16 protein-coding genes are annotated in these 19,605 nt (G+C 53.2%); 10 read left to right on the forward strand and 6 right to left on the reverse strand.

The window, feature by feature from the left end; all coding sequences use genetic code 11:
* Positions 1 to 4: 4 nt before the first annotated feature.
* Positions 5 to 1,195, reverse strand: a complete 1,191-nt coding sequence (locus RT613_RS18580) for an aminotransferase (protein ID WP_313617783.1) — start codon at positions 1,193 to 1,195, stop codon at positions 5 to 7.
* Positions 1,196 to 1,494: 299 nt separating this feature from the next.
* Here RT613_RS18580 and RT613_RS18585 point away from each other — a divergent pair, with 299 nt between their 5' ends.
* The 7 genes from RT613_RS18585 to RT613_RS18615 all read left to right on the forward strand — a co-directional run bounded on the left by RT613_RS18585 (position 1,495) and on the right by RT613_RS18615 (position 8,174).
* Positions 1,495 to 3,108, forward strand: a complete 1,614-nt coding sequence (locus RT613_RS18585; RefSeq protein ID WP_313617785.1) for an ABC transporter substrate-binding protein — start codon at positions 1,495 to 1,497, stop codon at positions 3,106 to 3,108.
* A gap of 205 nt (positions 3,109 to 3,313) precedes the next feature.
* On the forward strand, positions 3,314 to 4,303 hold the full coding sequence (locus tag RT613_RS18590; protein ID WP_313617787.1) for an ABC transporter permease: 990 nt from the start codon (positions 3,314 to 3,316) through the stop codon (positions 4,301 to 4,303).
* Positions 4,300 to 5,136 (forward strand): ABC transporter permease, encoded by an 837-nt coding sequence (locus tag RT613_RS18595; protein ID WP_313617789.1) that lies wholly within the window; start codon positions 4,300 to 4,302, stop codon positions 5,134 to 5,136. Before RT613_RS18590 ends, RT613_RS18595 begins: the two co-directional genes overlap by 4 nt.
* A complete protein-coding gene (locus RT613_RS18600; RefSeq protein WP_313617791.1) occupies positions 5,133 to 5,933 on the forward strand; it encodes an ABC transporter ATP-binding protein in 801 nt (266 codons plus the stop codon). The genes RT613_RS18595 and RT613_RS18600 overlap by 4 nt, the downstream gene beginning before the upstream one ends.
* Positions 5,930 to 6,733, forward strand: a complete 804-nt coding sequence (locus tag RT613_RS18605; RefSeq protein WP_313617793.1) for an ATP-binding cassette domain-containing protein — start codon at positions 5,930 to 5,932, stop codon at positions 6,731 to 6,733. Before RT613_RS18600 ends, RT613_RS18605 begins: the two co-directional genes overlap by 4 nt.
* Positions 6,720 to 7,823, forward strand: coding sequence for an aminotransferase class V-fold PLP-dependent enzyme (locus RT613_RS18610; protein ID WP_313617795.1), 1,104 nt, complete (start codon positions 6,720 to 6,722; stop codon positions 7,821 to 7,823). The genes RT613_RS18605 and RT613_RS18610 overlap by 14 nt, the downstream gene beginning before the upstream one ends.
* Positions 7,824 to 7,991: 168 nt before the next feature.
* The gene (locus RT613_RS18615) at positions 7,992 to 8,174 is read left to right on the forward strand and encodes a hypothetical protein (RefSeq protein ID WP_313617797.1); all 183 of its coding nucleotides are present in this window, start codon (positions 7,992 to 7,994) and stop codon (positions 8,172 to 8,174) included.
* 198 nt (positions 8,175 to 8,372) lie between these two features.
* On the opposite strand, the gene RT613_RS18620 is transcribed toward RT613_RS18615, so the two are convergent.
* Entirely contained in the window at positions 8,373 to 9,878 is a 1,506-nt protein-coding gene (locus RT613_RS18620) for a glycosyl transferase family protein (RefSeq protein ID WP_313617799.1), read from the reverse strand.
* 132 nt (positions 9,879 to 10,010) lie between these two features.
* Between RT613_RS18620 and RT613_RS18625 the strand changes: the two genes are divergently transcribed.
* Entirely contained in the window at positions 10,011 to 12,125 is a 2,115-nt protein-coding gene (locus tag RT613_RS18625; RefSeq protein ID WP_313617800.1) for a TonB-dependent receptor domain-containing protein, read from the forward strand.
* 66 nt (positions 12,126 to 12,191) lie between these two features.
* Here RT613_RS18625 and RT613_RS18630 read toward each other — a convergent pair whose 3' ends face one another.
* Positions 12,192 to 13,142 (reverse strand): glyoxylate/hydroxypyruvate reductase A, encoded by a 951-nt coding sequence (locus RT613_RS18630; protein WP_313617801.1) that lies wholly within the window; start codon positions 13,140 to 13,142, stop codon positions 12,192 to 12,194.
* Between the two features lie 140 nt (positions 13,143 to 13,282).
* Between RT613_RS18630 and RT613_RS18635 the strand changes: the two genes are divergently transcribed.
* Positions 13,283 to 14,143 carry a D-amino-acid transaminase gene (locus RT613_RS18635; protein ID WP_313617803.1) on the forward strand — a complete coding sequence of 287 codons (861 nt, stop codon included), beginning with the start codon at positions 13,283 to 13,285 and terminating at the stop codon, positions 14,141 to 14,143.
* Between the two features lie 338 nt (positions 14,144 to 14,481).
* Here the strand turns inward: RT613_RS18635 and repC are convergent, their stop codons facing one another.
* The 3 genes from repC to repA all read right to left on the reverse strand — a co-directional run bounded on the left by repC (position 14,482) and on the right by repA (position 18,143).
* The gene (gene repC, locus RT613_RS18640; RefSeq protein WP_313617805.1) at positions 14,482 to 15,696 is read right to left on the reverse strand and encodes a plasmid replication protein RepC; all 1,215 of its coding nucleotides are present in this window, start codon (positions 15,694 to 15,696) and stop codon (positions 14,482 to 14,484) included.
* Positions 15,697 to 15,891: 195 nt separating this feature from the next.
* Entirely contained in the window at positions 15,892 to 16,923 is a 1,032-nt protein-coding gene (gene repB / locus RT613_RS18645; RefSeq protein WP_313617807.1) for a plasmid partitioning protein RepB, read from the reverse strand.
* Positions 16,920 to 18,143: a plasmid partitioning protein RepA gene (repA, locus tag RT613_RS18650; protein ID WP_313617809.1), complete on the reverse strand. Its 1,224-nt coding sequence runs from the start codon at positions 18,141 to 18,143 to the stop codon at positions 16,920 to 16,922. Before repA ends, repB begins: the two co-directional genes overlap by 4 nt.
* Before the next feature lie 616 nt (positions 18,144 to 18,759).
* On the opposite strand from repA, the gene RT613_RS18655 reads away from it, so the two are divergent.
* Positions 18,760 to 19,605, forward strand: an 846-nt coding sequence (locus RT613_RS18655; RefSeq protein WP_313617811.1) for an acyl-CoA dehydrogenase family protein, incomplete at its 3' end; no start/stop codon positions are given.

Consider the following 19,605-nt stretch of genomic DNA (forward strand, 5'->3'; position numbering starts at 1 on the left):
CGCGTCACACAAGAGCAAATCCCGACAAGCGCTCTTCCAGTTTTGCGATCGTATCGACATCCGCATTGGCAAAGGCAAAGCGAAGATAGCCCTCCTGATTGTCGCCAAAATAGACACCAGGCAAACAAACGACCCCTGCCCTTTTTGCCAACTGCTCCGACACCACGGCGGACGAAACACCCGGGAATGGATGGCGGATAAATGCGAAATATGCGCCGACGGATACAAGGTCCCAGCCACTGATTTTTGGCATAACCTGCCGCAAGGCATCGGCCCGTTTTTCGATTTCTACCCGGTTGCCGTCACGCCAGTCCACCAGTGCCGGAATGGCCTTCGCGACGGCGGCCTGTGGCGCCCTCGCCGCGCAGATCTGCAGATTGTCCATAATCTTGGCAATCTCGGTGATAGTTTGAGCACCAGCCGTGATCGCACCCAGGCGATGACCAGGCACACAGAAGGATTTCGAGAAGCTGTAAAGCATGATCAGATTATCCTGCCAGCCCTCAATGTTCATCAGGCTGTGCGGACGAGCGGCATTTCCGGGAAGGAAATCGCGGTACGTTTCATCAAGAATGAGCCAGACGCCCTTCTCGCGGCAGGCTTCAAAAATCTCCCTCAACAGTTCAGGTGGATAGATCGAACCGGTTGGATTGTTTGGCGTCACTATCGCCAGAGCTTTCACACCGCTTTCAAGCACACGGCGGACGTCCGAAATATCTGGTAAAAAGGCGTTGTCCGGATCACAGGAAACGAGAACCCGATTGATGCCGAGCATCGCCAATGTCGTGTCCTGATTGAAATAAAATGGATCCGTCAAGGCAACAGTATCAGCCGCCTTGGCCACCGCCATGGCAGCGCACATGAAGGCCTGATTGCAGCCAGACGTGATGTGGATATTTTCCAACCCGATATGGGCACCGTACAGCGCAGAAACGTGCTCGGCATAAACCTCCCGCAATTCTGTCTCACCCTCAATCGGCCCGTAACCACAATATTTCGTGGAAGACGCTGCTTCGCCCAACCATCGCAGAATATCGTCATGCGGCGCATAACCGGGCACCGCCTGCGACAGGTCGATCATCGGACCACGCGTGCCGTCGTAAGCGCGTGCCCATGCAAATACAGAGGGCACCGGCGGTGGCGACAACTCCGCCACAAGAGAATTGAACAGAGGTTTGGGGGAGGCGGCTGGCATGGAATTTCCTTGAACGTCTTGCGAAATCTGGCCCGGCAGGCATGCCGTTTCAGCGGTGACAGACCATGAGATAGGAGCGGTACGGGCGCAAGTCTTTTCATGCATTTCAGCAATGATGGCCGTTTCGCAGAATACCGTTGCGCCCAAAACCAACGATTGTATCGAAATTGCTCTGCATCTGAAAAAAGCAAAAATGAGATTGCTGTTCCATCGTCCATTTAAGATGGACACTTCTCTCACCGCAGGCATAAGATGCTGCATTGCGGCACGCAAGCGTCTCATCTATCGGAGTTGGAAACATGCCTTTCACGTCGTCACTGTCCCGCCGTCTGTTGCTGAAAAGCACTGTACTATTGGCCGCTTCAACGGCGCTTGCGGGCAGGGCATTCGCGCAGGATGCCGCCGCCAATGGACGGCTAATTGTTGCAGCCGACTCCGAACCGAAAAATCTTAACCCAGCCATCGTCGCTTCGAACGGCGTGTTCTTCATTTCCAGCAAGGTCATCGAGCCGCTGGCTGAGGCATCGTTCGATGGAAAAGATGGTCTGGCGCCTCGTCTTGCTGTTGAATGGCAAGGGTCTGACGATGGTCTCAGCGCCACCTTCAAATTGCGGGAAGGCGTCACATGGCACGATGGCAAGCCATTTACATCTGCTGACGTTGCCTTCTCGGCTCTGTCGGTCTGGAAGACCCTGCAGAACCTCGGTCGTCTGGTGTTTGCAAATCTTGATGCTGTTGACACTCCCGATGCCCATACAGCGGTCTTCCGCTTCTCCAAGCCCACTCCATTCCAGCTTATCCGCAACGCGCTTCCAGTCGTCACCAGCGTGCTGCCAAAGCACATTTATGAAGGCACTGACATCGCCACCAATCCGGCCAACAACAAGCTGGTAGGGACAGGTCCGTTCGTTTTTGCGGAATACAAGCCAGGTGAATATTACCGACTGACACGCAACGAAAAATACTGGAATGCGGGTCAGCCGAAACTCCAGGAAATCATTTATCGCATTCTGCCAGACCGGGCAGGTGCGGGGGCTGCATTGGAAGCAGAAGAAATTCACCTCGCAGCCTTCTCCGCCGTTCCACTGACAGATCTCGCACGCATTTCGGATGTTCCAGGTATCAAGGTCATTGCCGGTGGCTACGAAGCGCTAACCTATCAGCTGGTTGTCGAGATCAATCATCGCCGCAAGGAGCTCGCGGATCTGAAGGTTCGTCAGGCGATTGCCCACGCCGTAGACAAGAAGTTCGTGGTGGATACGATCTTCCTTGGCTACGCAACCGCCTCGACTGGACCCGTGCCCAAGAACGCGCCTGAGTTCTACACCGACGCGGTTGAGACTTATGATTTCGACGTTGCCAAGGCCAATGCGCTGCTGGATGAGGCCGGCTACCCCAGGGACGAGGGCGGTAACCGCTTTTCGTTGAAGCTGCTTCCAGCACCTTACTTTAACGAGACTAAGCAGTTTGGCGCCTATCTGCGGCAAGCACTGGCCGAAATCGGCATTGATGCGGAACTGGTCAATAATGATTCAGCGGCCCATCAAAAAGCGGTCTATACCGATCACGCATTTGACCTGGCCATCGCGCCACCCGTCTTCCGTGGCGACCCCGCCATCTCCACCACCATTTTGGTGAAATCGGGAACACCAGCCGGCGTCGGTTTCTCCAATCAGGGCGGCTACGAGAACAAGGAACTGGATACGCTGATCGACAAGGCGGCGGAAACAGTCGACACGGCAGCACGCACCGAGCTCTACAAGGAATTCCAGAACAAGGTCACACAGGACCTTCCATTGATCAATGTGGCTGAGTGGGGCTTCATCACGGTTGCCCGTGACAGCGTGCACAATGTTGCAAGCAACCCGCGCTGGGCCGTATCCAATTGGGCGGATACGGAACTGGTTTCCTGACAGCTGACAGGGTAGGGGAGTAAATACAATCTCTCCACCCTACCATCTCAAAAGGCGACACCGGTGGCCAAATCACCGGCCGTCATAACATCGCTCCCGCCTACCCAAAGGCGGGAGCATAATTTTTCAAAACAGGCTGGCCAACTCTGCCAAATACTGCTTGGCTGCACCTCAAAATCAGGATTCGACAGTCGGGGATAGAGCCATGCGCCGCTCCATGACATTGCTGAAGCGACGAGCGGTCAGCGCCATTCCGGTGCTGCTGATTGTGCTTCTGTTCACATTTGTCTTGCTGGAAAATGCATCAGGCGACGCGGTCGATGCATATCTCACCTCCATAGGTGGCGGTGATGCAGCGCTTGTGCAGACGCTGAGGGCACAATACGGTCTCGACCAATCCGTAATGGCCCGTCTTTGGCTCTACGTTAGCTCTGTGGCGCGTTTTGACCTTGGCTGGTCTCTTGCCTTTGATCGTCCTGTGCTGGCTCTCATACTCGAGCGTTTACCAAATACGCTGCTATTGATGGGAAGCGCGACTGCACTCTCTTTTGCGCTGGGATCAACTTTGGGCATCGTGGCGGGGGCAAAACCTGGCAGTCTGCGTGATCGCTTTTTGTCGATTTCCTCGCTTGCCCTCTACGCCATGCCGGGTTTCTGGCTCGGTCTTGTCCTTGCCATCGTCTTCGCCGTACAGCTGCGCTGGTTACCGACGTCAGGCATTGAGACCATCGCCTCTGGTAAGGTCGGCTGGGAACGAGCAATCGACATTGCAAGACATCTCGTCTTGCCGGTTGCCAGTCTTGGACTGATCTATCTGGCGCTGTTCCTGCGTGTGATGCGCACATCCATGGCCGGCATCTGGAAACTTGATTTCGTGCTCTTTGCCCGTTCGAAAGGTCTTAGCCGCAGCAGGATCGTTTTGCGTCATGTTGCCCGCAATGCGCTGCTACCGCTGATAACAGTGCTGGGTCTTCAAACCGCAGCAATGCTTGGCGGTAGTGTAGTGATTGAGAGTGTTTTTGCCATACCCGGTTTTGGTCGTCTGGCACAGGAGGCCGTCTCTGGTCGTGATACACCGCTGTTGATGGGAATTATTCTGGTGAGCGCCGCTTTTGTCATCCTCGTCAATCTGGTCGTCGACATTGTCTATGCCACACTCGACCCACGGGTTGGGGCAGGGAACAGCGGCACATGAAAGCTCTGCGCAGCCTCATTGCCTCGCCGGAAGGGCTGGCAGGTTTCATCATACTGGCAGCACTGGCTGCCGTTGCTCTGGCAGCGCCTTATGTGTTCCCGGCTGATCCTCTTTCGATTGCCGGCGGCCCACTTATTCCACCCTTTAGCGATATGGCATTTCCGCTCGGAACCGATCGACTGGGGCGCGATGTTCTGGCCGGATTGGCGCATGGAACCCGCGCCTCTCTTGCGGTCGGACTGGCAGCGGCGCTTACAGCCATCAGCCTTGGCACAATCATCGGCACCCTTGCTGGCTTTGCCAGTGGACTAATCGATGAAGCCCTGATGCGAGTGACTGACGCTTTCCAGATCGTTCCCAGTTTCCTGATGGCGCTGGCCTTGGTCAGCACCATTGGCACATCCATGCCCATCGTCGTTATCGCAATTGCACTGGGTGCATGGGCAGACCCGGCCCGATTGACACGCGCCCAGGTCCTGTCCATTCGCGAAAGCGACTATGTCGCTTCGGCACGGACAATTGGCATGCATCCTTTGGAGATTGCATTCCGGCAAATATTGCCAAATGCACTGCCACCGGTTTTAGCCCTCGCCGCCATCATTGTGGCTGCAGCTGTCCTGACGGAAGCAGCGCTGTCGTTTCTCGGATTGGGAGATCCCAACATCGTTACATGGGGATCGATGATAGCAGAGGGACGCAATGTCATTCGTTCCGCTCCCTTCCTGTCCATCATACCGGGGCTTGGATTGCTGACACTTGTTCTGGGTGTGTATCTCCTGGGTGAAGGGATCAACCTCGCCCTGGCACGTGGAAATAAGGGAGGCGACGAATGAGCCTGCCACTTTGCCGTATCCAAAATCTCAGCATCACTTATCCTGGCCAGACGACTTCGGCATTGACAGCCATCGACCTCGACATCTATGCAGGAGAGAGAGTGGCAATCATCGGCGAAAGCGGTTCTGGCAAAACGACATTGGCCAGATCTCTCGCAGGGCTTTTACCCGATAACGTCAAATCCAGCGGGTCCGTTGAATGGACCATGCATGGCGGCCAGAGTGCAGCCCACCCTTTAGCCGGGCGAGAGCTGGCATATGTATTTCAAGATCCCGCTGGCAGCCTCAACCCTGTGCTGAAAATTGGCGAACAGGTCGCCGAAAGTGCACATCGGCATCTCGCGCTTTCCTACCGCCAGGCACTCAATCATGCCAGAGAATTGCTTGAACGCGTTCAATTGCCGGACCCGACACGGCTGATGAATGCCTACCCTCATCAACTTTCTGGTGGTCAGAAACAGCGTGTGGCCATTGCCGCTGCGATTGCGGCGCAGCCGTCCATCCTCATTGCAGACGAGGCCACAAGTGCCTTGGACAGTGTGACACAAGCGGCCATCGCGCGGTTGCTGGACAGCCTGGTTCAGCAGGAAGGTATGACGCTGATTTTTATCACCCACGACATTGCTCTGGCCAGCAGCCTTGCCGACCGCATCGCTGTCCTGCAATCCGGACGGCTGGTGGAGCAGGGGGAGGCAGAAAGGGTCATAACAACGCCACGTGATCCTTATACGAGGGAGCTGATTGCCGCTCATATCGACCTCGCAACGCCGCCACTGGTGTTGGAGCCACTCCAATGAGCGACATCCTGTTGCAGGTAAATGGCCTTTCAAGAACCTACGAGGACGGACCGCGCAGGATCACAGCTCTATCGAATATCTCCTTTGCATTGGACAGGGGTGAAACGCTTGGCCTTGCCGGCGCTTCAGGTTGCGGAAAATCAACGCTTGCCCGTATTCTAATGCGGCTGGTGCGACCTGATCGCGGCTCCATCACATTCATGGGGCAGGATTGGCTAAGTATTTCACCCAAAGCGTTACGCGCGCAACGCAAACATATGCAGATGGTGTTTCAAGACACTGTCGGTGCGTTTAACCCGCACGCAACGGTCTCAAGTGCGATTGGTGAACCGCTGCGTATCCATAACATCGTGTCATCCGGTGAGCGTGACAAGGCGATAAACCGATTGCTTGATAGGGTAGGGCTACCTGCCAGTTACGCCGACCGGTCCATCATGGCACTCTCCGGTGGGCAGCGTCAGCGTGTGGCAATCGCCCGAGCTCTTTCCCTAAACCCCGCTCTCCTCGTCATGGACGAAGCCGTGTCAGCACTGGATGTGTCTGTCCGCAGCCGTATTTTGCAACTGCTTGTCGAAATCCAACGTGACACCGGCATTGCCTGCATTTTTGTCTCTCATGAATTGGCCATCATTCGTGCCGTCTGCCACCGCATCGCGGTGATGGAAAAAGGCCATATTGTCGAAAGTGGTGTGACTGGCAAGGTCATCGCAGCTCCACAATCCAGCGCTGCCAAACAGCTTATTGAGGCCGTTCCACGGCTGAACATACCGCATGAGGATACCCATAATGCCCAACCGTGACTGGACTTCATTGCTCGATGTGCCTGCCTTTCCAGCAGACGCCTATGCCCCTTTGGCGGACAGGATCGCGGCGCTGCTTGGTACAAAAAACGATGTCCTGTTGATCCAAGCAGAGGCGGTAGTGGCACTCGAAGCAGTTGCAACCAGCCTTGCTCGGCCCAATTTGACAGCCCTCAACATCGTCACCAGCCCCTATGGAACATGGTTCGGTTCACGGCTGACCCGTGGTGGAACAAAAGTCAACAATTTGCAGGCGGAAGCGGCAAAGCCTGTTTTGCTGGAACAGGTCGAAGAAGCGCTCGACGCAGCACCCGAAACGAAAATTCTGGCATTGGTACACGCGGAATCCGCAAGCGGCATTCTCAACCCCTTGGAAGAGATTGTCGCACTTGCCAGACAACGCGGCATTCTCACCATTGTTGACGCGGTCGCATCAGTTGGCGGCCACCAGCTGCAGGTCGACAAGCTTGGCATAGACATCGCGGTTATCGGACCACAAAAGTCGCTCGCAGGGCCGGCGGGCGTTTCAGCCCTTTCAGTCAGTCCGCAGGCTTGGGCATTTCTTGACCGTGATGATGCCCCACGTGATTCCATATTGTCGTTGATTGATCAAAAAAAACAATGGCTTGAGAAGGGCAGGGGAGCATTGCCGGGAACACCCGCCCCTCTGGAATTTTACGCATTACAAGCCGCCGTCGATCGCCTTGAGGCAGAGGGAATGGCGTCGATCATTGCCCGGCATGCATCTGCCGCCCGCGCCACACGTGATGCCATGACTGCACTTGGTGCCACTCTTTGGGTGCCGGAGAACGAAGCATCGGCCCTTGTCACAACAATCGCGTTACCACACGAAATCAGTCTGGACGACGTACTCGCGCGACCTTTGCCACAACAGGCAGATTTGACACCAGGTGTTGGCCCAGGCGCAGAGCGTATTCTCCGCTTCAATCACACTGGGTGCCGTGCAACACGCGACGCAGTCACAGCCAATATAGAGGCTTATTGCTCTATCCTGACACATCTGGGGATACAGCATGACAAGCAAGCCGGCCTGTCTGCAATCGCCAAGATTTATGACCAGTCAAAATAAGTCAGTAATATCAATATCAGCCTGAATTTTCCCAGCCGCCGTCCGTGTAAACATTCTTGCTATAGTCTACAGAAAAAATAGAAAATTGATTGCCTGACCAATCTTGACGAAAAAGTGGCAACAAAGCACACTTAACGGGTCGTAAACGATTAGACAGGAGACACGGAAATGGTGGCAGGTATGAACATGCTTTCCTTTGACCTCTTCGGTCTCGGCCGCAAAAAGCCCGAGAACACCATAGACACGGGCAGCGAAAAAACTGCAGCTCGCACAAAACGTGACGAAACATCACGTAAGGATATCGAGCAGGAACAAGAGCTGTTTTTCTGGTCGCTCTACCCCGTGATCTGAAATCGCACCACAGTTTGTTGTGACGTTTATTTGCTATAAAACGTCGCAACTTCAGCCAGGCGATGTTCTAGAAGATTGAAATTTATCTTTTGAGATCATTGGCTTAACGGTACCTTCAAAATCCCGCTGCTTTCAAAGCCAAGTTTCAAATTACAATTTCAAACATCGTTTTTAGTCAGCCATTTCAAGACTGTGACATCATACTGGGGATTTTGAAGGTGCCGCATAGGTACTGGACGCTGCACACGGCACACTAGTTGGCCGCTCTTTCCACAACCTCAAAGCACGTTGATAGTGTTCTTGAAAACTATCCGCAGTCGCCCGTTCGATGGTCATGAGTGCCATTGCCGCTGTGGCACATATCACCATCTCCATGCGTTCATCCCGTGCCGCGCCTGTCCAAACTGCATGCCAATATTCGCGCATGGTCATCAACGTATCCGGCTCAGCACTCGGCTGCTTCATGCCCGGAATGGAAAAATCAAACGGTGCACCATCCAGCAAACGATAAATTGTTGTCGCTCGGAACGGCCAAAATTCGGGAATGTCCCTGATATTGCCAATGATGGAAAGTTGCTGGACACCGAGCAACATTGAAATATCACGGTGCAGATCTCGTCGAGATGAGCCAGACGCCCCCATGATGCTGGCCTTTGCGCCGAGTGGGTTGATCAATTGCAGGATCGAGTTCAGCGGTGAACGCATTTCCATCAATGGATAAAGACCGATAAGTCGCGTGATCTGAGAATCCAGCGTTTCCAATGGAATGAAGACGCTTGAACCATCTTTCAGGGCTTTTTTGGCATCCTTGATCGAAGTACATACCGGAATGCCTGACATTTTTGCTGCAATAATGAATTTCGCAGCATCCTGCCCGCCGCCCGCCGACCCGTGCATGGCGACACGATATCCGGCCATGCCCACCAGACGCACTGCATGCATAAACCATGGAGAAGAGCGCAGTTTTGGAGACAGATAGACCGGCCAATCCAGATCTGCCAACCCAGTTCCGACATCGACGGCATTTACATGTTGCCGCACGGCTTCAACAAAACCGGCAAATTCAGATGTCGTTGCGCCACGATATTGCATCGTCGCCAACAAAGCACCAATCTGAACCGGATCAGCCTCACCATCCAGAATGATTGCCAGTGCATCGCGCGCTTCGTCCTGAGCAAGAGAGCGACTGCGGCCGACGCCGGCTCCTGAAAGTGCGATATATTTTGCCAGCCTCTGCATCGGCGGCGCATTATCACCAATACGCGATAGTTTGTCAGCGATGTGCTCGGGGGAGGGTTGGCCATCCAATAAAACAGACGGGCGAACGGCAAGGGGCGGAACATCGAGGAGTGCCGGACCGCTCCAACCGGTTTCGTTTGGTTTTGAGGAGGGCGTGACATCCTTCGGTGGGTTCAACAATCGGTCCGTTTCCGCTGCGAGTGCACGCACGCGCACCCTAAGGGAGTCGGCAAGCGGCGTCGGCACAAGACCTCTGGCCGTGCGATGAAACAGCGGATCGCCATAAATTTCCCGCAATTGGCTCAGCATTCTGCTCATCGCAGGCGGCTGAATTCCCATGCTTGCCGCAGCGCGGCTGACACTGCCTTCTCTCAACAACGTGTCGAGCACGATCAAAAGGCGCAGCTGCCCCGAACGATCCTGTGGCTGATCAACGCCCCCGCGCCGTAATTTTTCCCCTGTCACGACCGCTCCGATTCTGCCGAGGTAACTTCCTCATATTCAAATTTGGAATCATTCAAAAACAACGTGGTTGCCCTTACCTAACCCGTTAATTATGTGGATACCATTACTCAAGTTAATTCTCTGGAGTGTCACATGAAGTTGATCGCTGACCGTCGTGGGGGCGGGCAGGGGGCGATGTTGCGCGCAAAAAACCGCCAATATTCAAGCGAAAACCTGAAATCCGGAATGAAGCGCTTAACCCGTGCATGCCTTGCCGGAACCGCCATTTTTATTGCTCATAATGCCTATGCTCAGCAGGCTGAGACAACATCAGATGAAGACACACTCGTGCTTCAGCAACTGGTTGTCACAGCGTCTTCGGTTGAGACCGATCTTCGCAATGCGCCAGCCAGTGTATCGGTCATCAATTCCGATACGTTTGAGCGCAAAGCCGTCACGGATATTTCAGAGGCGATCCGTACACAGCCCGGTGTCAATGTCGGTTTCGGCAGCAATGGTACACGTGGCGTTAGCATTCGTGGCCTGGGCAGCAGCTACACCCTCATCCTGATTGACGGGAAACGGGTTAATGCCGGACTGACGACGATGCGCAAATACAATGGTGATCTTGATTGGGTTCCAATCGACGCCATCGAACGTATTGAAGTGGTGCGCGGTCCGATGTCGACACTTTATGGTTCTGACGCACTTGGCGGTGTCATCAACATCATCACGAAGAAAAACAGCGATCGTTTACGCGGTTCCTTGACTGCTGAGACATTGATGCCGAGCAACGGTTTGACCGGCAACAAACAGAAACTCAGCGGTTATATCAGCGGCCCAGTCATCCCAGATGTGCTGGCATTCAGCGTTTTTGGCAATGTCAGCAAGCAAAAAGCAGCCGACGAAAGCTTGGGCGGCGGGGTGGAAACACCGCGTGGCACGCGCGACTTCGACCTGACAGGTCGTCTAACCTGGACACCATCCGCAGACCACGTCATTGATCTCGAAGCAGGTTTTGGCCGTGAGCGTTACATTCCGTATCTCGCACCCGGCGAAGTAGATACCCCAACCACGATTGAACGCACTTCGGCTTCCCTGCGCCATGTCGGCGAATGGGACTTTGGTACGTCGACAGTGACGGGTTTCATGGAGAATGCCGAAAACCAACACACCATCACAGACAGAGATGGCAATGTTTTGGGTGATCACATCACCGCTCGCAGCTTTACGCTGGATGGCAAGTTGGCGATGCCGCTAGACTATTTCTGGACAGACGGGCTGACTGTTGGTGGTGAATTCCGGTACGAGGAACTCGACGACCCGGAAAATCTGGGCAAGGCCAATACAGTGACCGGTTCAAGCGGCTCGCCACAAACGGACACATGGACTGCTGCCCTGTTTGCGGAAAACAAACTGGACATCATTGAAACCGTCCATCTAACGACCGGCCTGCGTTATGACTATCATGATATGTTTGGTAGTCATCTCTCGCCTCGCGCTTATGTCACCTGGGACATAACCCCGGATCTCACCTTCAAGACCGGTTGGGCCCAGGCATTCAAGGCACCAGATCTTCGGCAGCTTAATCCCAACTGGGTTCAAACATCCCGCGGCCGTGGTTGCGGTGCGGTTGGCGGTCCTTGCGAAATGGTCGGCAATCCTGACCTGAAGCCCGAAACCAGCAACAGCTTTGAAGGCGGATTGTTCTACGAAAATTCGACTGGTCTGCAGGCTGGCTTGAATTATTTCTTCAACGAGATTGAAGACAAGATCACATCGGCCCGTGTTGCCTCCCTGATCACATCAGGTGGTACGAAATATGTGCAGCAGATCAACGTCGACAGGGCAAGATCTCAAGGTCTGGAAGGAAACCTCTCCATACCGTTGCACGACACTTTGACCTGGACGAACTCGTTTACGTGGTTGTTCGAGTCGAAGAACCTTGAAACCAACATGCCGCTGTCAGCCGATCCGGAAATTTCCATTCATACGGAACTGGTTTGGCAGGTCCGTGACAACCTCAGCTTCACGCTTTCCGGTGACTATTATGGCAAGCAGGTTGATTATGTCACGACACCGGAAACGCTGGTCGCACAGAATGTTGATCCCTATGCCGTGGCCAACATCTCCACGAAGTACAGCTTCAATGAGAATGTCGACTTCAAGGCCGGCATCAATAATATCTTCGACACACAGCCGAAGAGTGAATCCAACTTCGTGGAAAATGGCCGTACCTTCTTCCTTGGTGTAACCACGAAATTCTAACAGTGATCCCAACATTATGAGATCAAAAGAATGCCCGGTTCATTTAAGAGCTGGGCATTTTTCCATTTAGTACCCGCGCTGCATATCGACGGTCACGGGCAATTTTCCAGTCGCGCGCCAGTCGCGAATATTTGCCGCGACAATGCGTGCGGAACTCGCCGGGCTCGTCGGTCCAGAGATGTGCGGCAATACCGTTACATTTTCACGATCCCAGAAGGGTGAGGTTTGCGGCGGTGGCTCGACGTCAAACACATCAAGTACAGCGTGGGAGAGATGACCACTATTCAATGCACCGAGCAGATCATCGGCAACGATGATCGGTCCACGGGCAAAGTTGATAATAGACGCGCCGTGTTTCATTTCCGCGATACGTGTCGAATTCAACAATCCCCGTGTTTCTGCTGTCAAAGGCACGAGACAAACCACAATATCGGACTTGCGTAAAAGTGTGCTCAGGCCATCATCAGCGGATACTGTGTCAATACCACTGATCGATTTCAGTGAACGGCTCCAGCCGATAACGTTGAAACCCGCCTCTTTCAGCTTGCGAACAGATGCTGTGCCCAATTCACCAAGTCCGATCAGACCTACGGTCATTTCACTCGGGTGCCGGTATTCCAGCTCTTCCCAAATCTTGCGTTGTTGTTGTTTCCGGTAGGCCGGCATGTCGCGTTGGAGATAATAAGTCCACGCGAGAACTGCCTCAGCCATCACCCGGGACAATTCGGGATCAACCAGGCGGACCAAAGGTGGTGCGCCGGCACCCAATTCTGCGACCAGTCGTTCGACACCAGCCCAAAGACTGTGCACCCATTTTAATCCGGTCAGTTCCGCAATATCAGCGGGATTGGGATTGGCTACAATGGCAATTTCAACGCGACGCTTGTCTTCACCCGACAGTGCTGAAAAGGCGACGATGTTTTCCTGAGGCATCGCTTCACTTAGTGTCGCAATCCAAGAGGCTTCGGACGCGGCATCACCACGAGAGACAAAAGCGATGGGTGGTAATTTGGACATGTCTTGAAAACACCTTCTCGGCAATAAACGCACTTACGGGATGGCCGCATTCAACCAGCTTTCATGCCGAAAGCAATTCCCCGTTAATGAGACTTGTTGTAGGACGAGTTAGCTTCAAAATTCTTTAAAGGACGATCGAAATGAGCAGGACCGTTTATGTCAACGGTGATTGGGTTTCGGAAGAAAATGCAAAGGTATCCGTATTTGATCGCGGTTTCCTTTTTTCCGATGCAATCTATGAAGTGACTGCCGTTGCTAATGGCAGATTGATTGATTTCACTGGCCATGCCGCCAGGCTTGCAAAATCCATGGCATCCCTCGGCATCAAAAATCCGGTAACAGAGGACACCCTTAAGTCCCTTCATTTCGAGATCCTCCGTCGAAACGAATTGAAAGACGGCCTGATTTATCTGCAGATTTCGCGTGGTGCCGAAGATCGCGATTTTCTCTACAGCGCAGATCTCGAACCGACCATCGTCATGTTCACACAGGCACGCAATGTGCTGCAAAATCCGCGATGGGAAACCGGCATTTCTGTCGCAACCGTTCCGGAAGGTCGCTGGTCCAATCGTCAGATTAAAACAGTGCAATTGCTATTTTCGTCCATGGCGAAGGTTGACGCTCAACGCCGGGGAGCAGACGACGCGATTTTTGTTGAAGATGGCCTGATCACCGAAGGTACATCCAACAACTTCCATATCGTGACCAAGGACGGCAAGGTCGTCACGCGCGCTTTGTCGAACGCGCTGCTGCATGGCATTACCCGGGCGTCAATTCTGGATATTGCCGAAAGTGCCGGCATAGCGACCGAGCAGCGCTCCTTCACACCTGACGAAGCAAAAAATGCGGACGAAGCTTTCATCACATCCGCTGGTGTATTTGTTATGCCAGTTGTTGCCATTGACGGCCATCCAATTGGAACCGGCAAACCTGGATCAATTACCCAGAAATTGCGGCAGCTGTATATTCAGCATAGTCTGGAAACAAGCGAAGGCCCTTGAGCCTTACTGCAAAACACGCAACAGCGCGAACCCTGTCAATTGACAGGATTGCTGCTCGCACAATTACGTCGACGGCCTTAGGCCAATTGCGATGTCAAACTACCTGGCTTGTCCCAGCTCCTTTATTTGTGACCACTCGAATAACCATCTCCAACGTCGATCATGTGATATCCGGGCTCCCAACTTTCCACCCGGATCAATCGCCAACGACGCTTCGCAAAGCCTGTCAAAAAATTCAGGACGATCATTCCCTACGTCTCATCCGCAAAAACCAATGTGAGCTATCCCTTCACACCGAACACACTCGGATAGTTTTCGTGGGAGAGTGAACGAATGCATCAACCAACCTGCCTTTGACTCGTGCCCGCAACTCTAAGCAACGCCATCACCATTGGCCCAAGCGAAAATTCGCCAAGTGCAGTTCTTCGCGTCAGATCACGAAGATAACCACCAGCGGAATTGATATGTTGTGCCCTTTCCAAAATGCAGGCTATTGCCACCGCTGCATTTTCCGGCCCCATGACTTCGCAGGCGGATTGATAGGCCGATGGGCTCACACCCAACATCGATCGAACAGTCACTGCCGCCGACATCAGATCGCGCCAGTTTTCAATCACTCCATTCGGTCCGTAAGCAATGATCTCCGGGCAGGCCCTCAACACCATACCTAAAGGAAAAGCCTTTAGCTCCGTATTCGGCTTTGGCGATTTGTCACCAAGGATCGTAGCCTGCTTAGTTTCTAAGCCAGGTTCAAGTTCATTGAGGGGTTTGGTATTTGAATTCTGTTTGTGACGCTCAAAATGATCGGCATTGGCGCTTATATTGTTGGAATTATCAAGCGTTTCCAGCATATTAAGGACCTCTGCCCTCAACATCTGCATTTCATCCAGCAGTTCTTCAAGTTCAATGATGGTTGGTGAACGCGGGATTCGTGCTGCGATTGTATTGTAAATATCTTCTACGCGATGCCAATCGCCCTCGGCAGCCTCGTCAATCGCAGCCGAAATCAATTTGCGGACATCACGCCGACAAATCGTAAGCGCTTCTTTTGACCGTCTGAATTTCGCCCTCTCCGCCACCACTTCTTGGGCGAGATGCGCAAATTCTTCGCAGCGCGCCAGCAGCGGCGAAATATCAAAGCCGAATGCATCCTGCAGCTCGCCCGAACGGTCCTTGCGCGCAAAGCGTTTGCCATTGGCGCTGTCCTTGCGAACAATCAGTCCGGCCGAGACCAGCGCTGCGAGATGTCGGCGCAATGTTGCATCTGCCATACCATGCGCTCTAACAGCAAGACTTGCATTGGACGGGAAAACAATCAGCTGATCGCCCTGCTTCAGTTCCGTTTCAGGATAAAAGCTCAATAAGGCATCGAGCACAGCAAGCGAACGATCCTGTACCCCCAACATGCTGCGTGCTTCGCAGACATCCCGGAATACCTTCCACTTATCGGCAGTTTTGCCAGATTTGATTTGAGCCGAAGCCACTTGCCGTTTAACTAGGTCAAGCGTCATCGGCCGCCGCCCAAAGGGCGTCGATACGTTGACAGGTTGCATCTTCTTTTACCTCTAATAAGGCAACAGAAATCCGCTCACCAAAAAGATGCCAAAAACTCTTGACTGTGAATCATGGAAATGCGATTCTCGAAGTGCTAAATCTGAGAGAGGCTTCCATGCGGCAACGTTTGGGGGCCTTTTTCTTTTGCTGTAATTACCTTTCCCTGTTGTAAAACAATACGTTAGGTTTCATGTTCAGTTGTTCTTCTGTGCACGTTGAAGCGAAAATTGCTCGACCAAAGCCGGCAATTGCTCCGTGACATATTTGATAAATTCCTTGCCGAGCTGATCCTCAGCGGAAATTCGCACCTCTTTCGAGGACATATTCAACGCCACGAGCCGATCACCATTTGCGTCCAGGATTTCGGTTGGCGCCTTTTCACCAACTGCTGGCTTGAGCGCGTCTAGCACAGTCTGGAAACGCCTATCTGAATTCAGCGCACTGTCAGAGTTGTCCGCCAACGTCTTGCGGATCAGCTCCAAGGCATCTGCCCGGGCATTTATTCTTTTGGCAAAATCGACCCATCGTGGACGACCGATTTTCGGAGCCCGGCCGATCGTTTCAATGATATCGGCAGGAACCGTGCGATAAACACCACGCATGCGGGCCAACTCAGCATCATCGATTGACAATGCAGCATAGATATCGCGCGGCTTGATGCCGGCAGCATCCATTCGCGACGCAAACAAAGCGCGTTCAATCCAGCTCAAGTCCTGGCGGCTGGCATTCTCAATACCTTGTGCAACAACAAGATCCAGATCGGAAATATCGACTTCGATAGCCTGAACAGGTTTACCAAGCTCCTTGGCGGCCTGCCAACGACGGTGCCCATAAACAATCTGATATCGCCCATCGGCTGTCGGATGTTTGCGAACCTGGATCGGTACCTTTTGCCCGTCAGTCTCAATCGACTTCTTGAAAAGCACGAACGCATCGGGATCATCTTCCGGCAAACGATCCGGATAAGGGGAGGGATCAACTATACCCGTATCGAGCATCTGCAGCGCACCGCCGCCAGCCTCGACCAAGGCTTTCAAACGATCACGTTCCGCGCGAATATCATCAATTGCCCGATGGGCCGCGCCTATCACTCCAGCACCAACACGATTGCTCGATGCCTGTGGTGTGACAACAGGCACAGACACTTCACCTTTCAGATGATTTTCCAACTCTGCCGAGAGCAATCCGAAACTGGCAACGATTGATTTGCGTGATCCCTTGCTCACTTGCGCCCCCAACTATTTTTGATCAACTCGATGATCGCTTCGTTCACGGCATCAACGGCTTCACGTGCACGTTTATGAGTGTCCCGACCAATCTGCCCCATCTCCAATTCATAGAGGGAACGTTTGGCAAGCCCTGCTGCTTCGACCGCCGTGCTTTCGATCGAGGTTGGCAAAAGGACATCCGTGCCAAACAGGTGGCGCAACATGGCAACCACTTGTGATTGGGGACCATCATTCGGGTCATGACGCGTGATCAGATACCGAATAAAATCCTGATCAAGCTGTGCGCCACTTTCATTCAGGACGCCAATCAGGTCGCCCATCATCAACAAGAACTGGCTCATCGACGCCACGTCAAGCATGGCTGGATGCACCGTGATGATCATGCTCGTCGCAGCGTAAATGGCACTCAAAGTCAAAAAGCCGAGCGATGGCGGCGTATCCAGAATGACGATATCATAATCGTCCTGAACCTCGTCCAAAGCGAGTTTCAACCGCTCAAAGAAGATTGCACCAGTGCTCGATTTGTTTGCGAGCACACGTGGTGTTTCGTGCTCATATTCCATGACTTCGAGATTGCCAGGGATCAGGTCAATCCCGTCAAAATAGGTCTTGCGAATAATGTCACGGATCGGGCGTCGCTCGGCGTCGTCGTAACGAAGCGCTGCATAGATGGTTTCGTTGGCACCAACGTCGACTTCTGGCTGCGCACCAAACATCGCAGACAGCGATGCCTGCGGGTCAAGGTCGAGCGCCAGAACGCGATACCCCTGCAAAGCCAGGTAGTGGGCGAGATGCACGCAGGTCGTCGTTTTCGCACTACCACCCTTAAAGTTGGCAATCGCCAATACCTGTAGATGCTCACCGTCGCGCCGGCGCGGCAGGAAACGTAACGCATCCGCCGGCTTCTGCTTGGCAAACAGTTCGCGCAATTCATTGATTTGCGGAAGCGTGTAGACTCGATGATTGTTTTCAAGACGGCTCGGCACAGGCCCGCGTCCCTCACTGGACATCAGCTTCAGCGTCGAATCCGGAATGGAAGTCAGCCGCGAAACTTCATTGGTCATGAAATAACGCAAAGATTTTTCAGCTTTTGGCGGATACATGCGTGTTCTAAGCTGCTGCAACTGGCCAGACAAAAGGGTAGCGTGACGCGTGATCTTATCACCAGCGTCTTCCTTTGCTCCAACCATGGCGTCTGCACGCTCAGATATCGTCATTTTCTATCCTTGGCGACCTTTCGTCGGTTTGCCGACCAGTGTCCGCCAAGACATAGAACACGATTCTGACACTTCGTCCAGAAGTGACAGTTAACAGGAGTTTTACACCACAGAAAACTACGCCTTATTCATTCATATATTAGACCATAACAAACGAAATGACATTGCTTTCAGCTTTCAGAAAATCCGAAATTACACAGATAATTCAGATACCTATTCGTACGTCGCATTAACAAGATTGACACCAAAGCGATGTTTGCGCCGAACACCGGCTCCGTGGGCGGCGAGCCTCACAAATGACGCAATCGACAGCGCCGCTGGATCAAAATTTGCAAAATTTTACAGAAAAAAATCGAATCACTACGTCGCTTGGTTGTGTGATAGCCTCTCGACAAGTCGATGAATTGTTCCGGCAATCTCTCATCACTTCAGCAGTTCACTACCTGCATTTGTGTCGAATTAGGCATCCCCCCTTCGCCCACCAACTGCCCTTATTTATTGTTGCTCCACTTCTAACTTGAAAAATGTAACGGTCGTTTGGTACATTATCTGATATGAGCGAGGTCAGTCATGATCCCCGCGAAACGCGACATTCCAAATCTGGAGGCAATCTGTAATGGCGCCATATACTGCACCGGTCGATGACATAGACTTTCTGCTGGGGAGGATTTTCGGCTTCGACAGCGTCATGCAGAGCCTCACAGGCTTTGAGGACGTCAATACCGAACTTGCCGTGACTGTTATGGCGGAAGCCGGCAAATTTGCGAGGGGCATTCTGGAACCAATCAATCGCTCCGGTGATGAAGAGGGCTCAACGCTCGAGAATGGTGCGGTGCGCACGCCAAGTGGCATGGCAGCAGCTTACAAGGCTTTTGTCGATGCGGGGTGGGGTGGATTGTCAGGTGATCCGGAGTTCGGCGGTCAAGGATTACCGCGTGTACTCCAGTTGCTGCTAGATGAAATGATGGCATCCGCCAATCTGTCTTTCGGCCTTTTCCCGGGGCTGACACGCGGCGCGGCAGAGGCAATTGCACGTCACGCCAATGAGGACTTGAAGCAGATTTATCTGCCGAAAATGACAAGCGGTGAATGGACGGGTGCAATGGCGCTAACCGAGGCATCTGCCGGTACAGATCTTGGTCTACTCACCACACGCGCTGAACCTGTCGATGACGGTAGCTACAAGCTGAAGGGCACCAAGATATTCATCTCCTCCGGTGACCATGACTTTGGCGGTAACATCATCCATCTGGTTTTGGCCCGCCTGCCGGATGCGCCGAAGGGCGTGAAAGGCATTAGTCTGTTCTTGGCACCAAAGTTCCTCGTCAAGGAAGATGGAAGCCTTGGGCAACGCAACGATATGTCAGTCGGGGCTTTGGAACATAAAATGGGCATTCATGCGCAACCAACCTGCGTCATGAATTATGACGGCGCGACCGGCTGGCTGGTGGGTGAGGCGCAT

Origin of the sequence: Agrobacterium sp. (assembly GCF_032092815.1) — a bacterium.
GTDB lineage: Bacteria > Pseudomonadota > Alphaproteobacteria > Rhizobiales > Rhizobiaceae > Agrobacterium.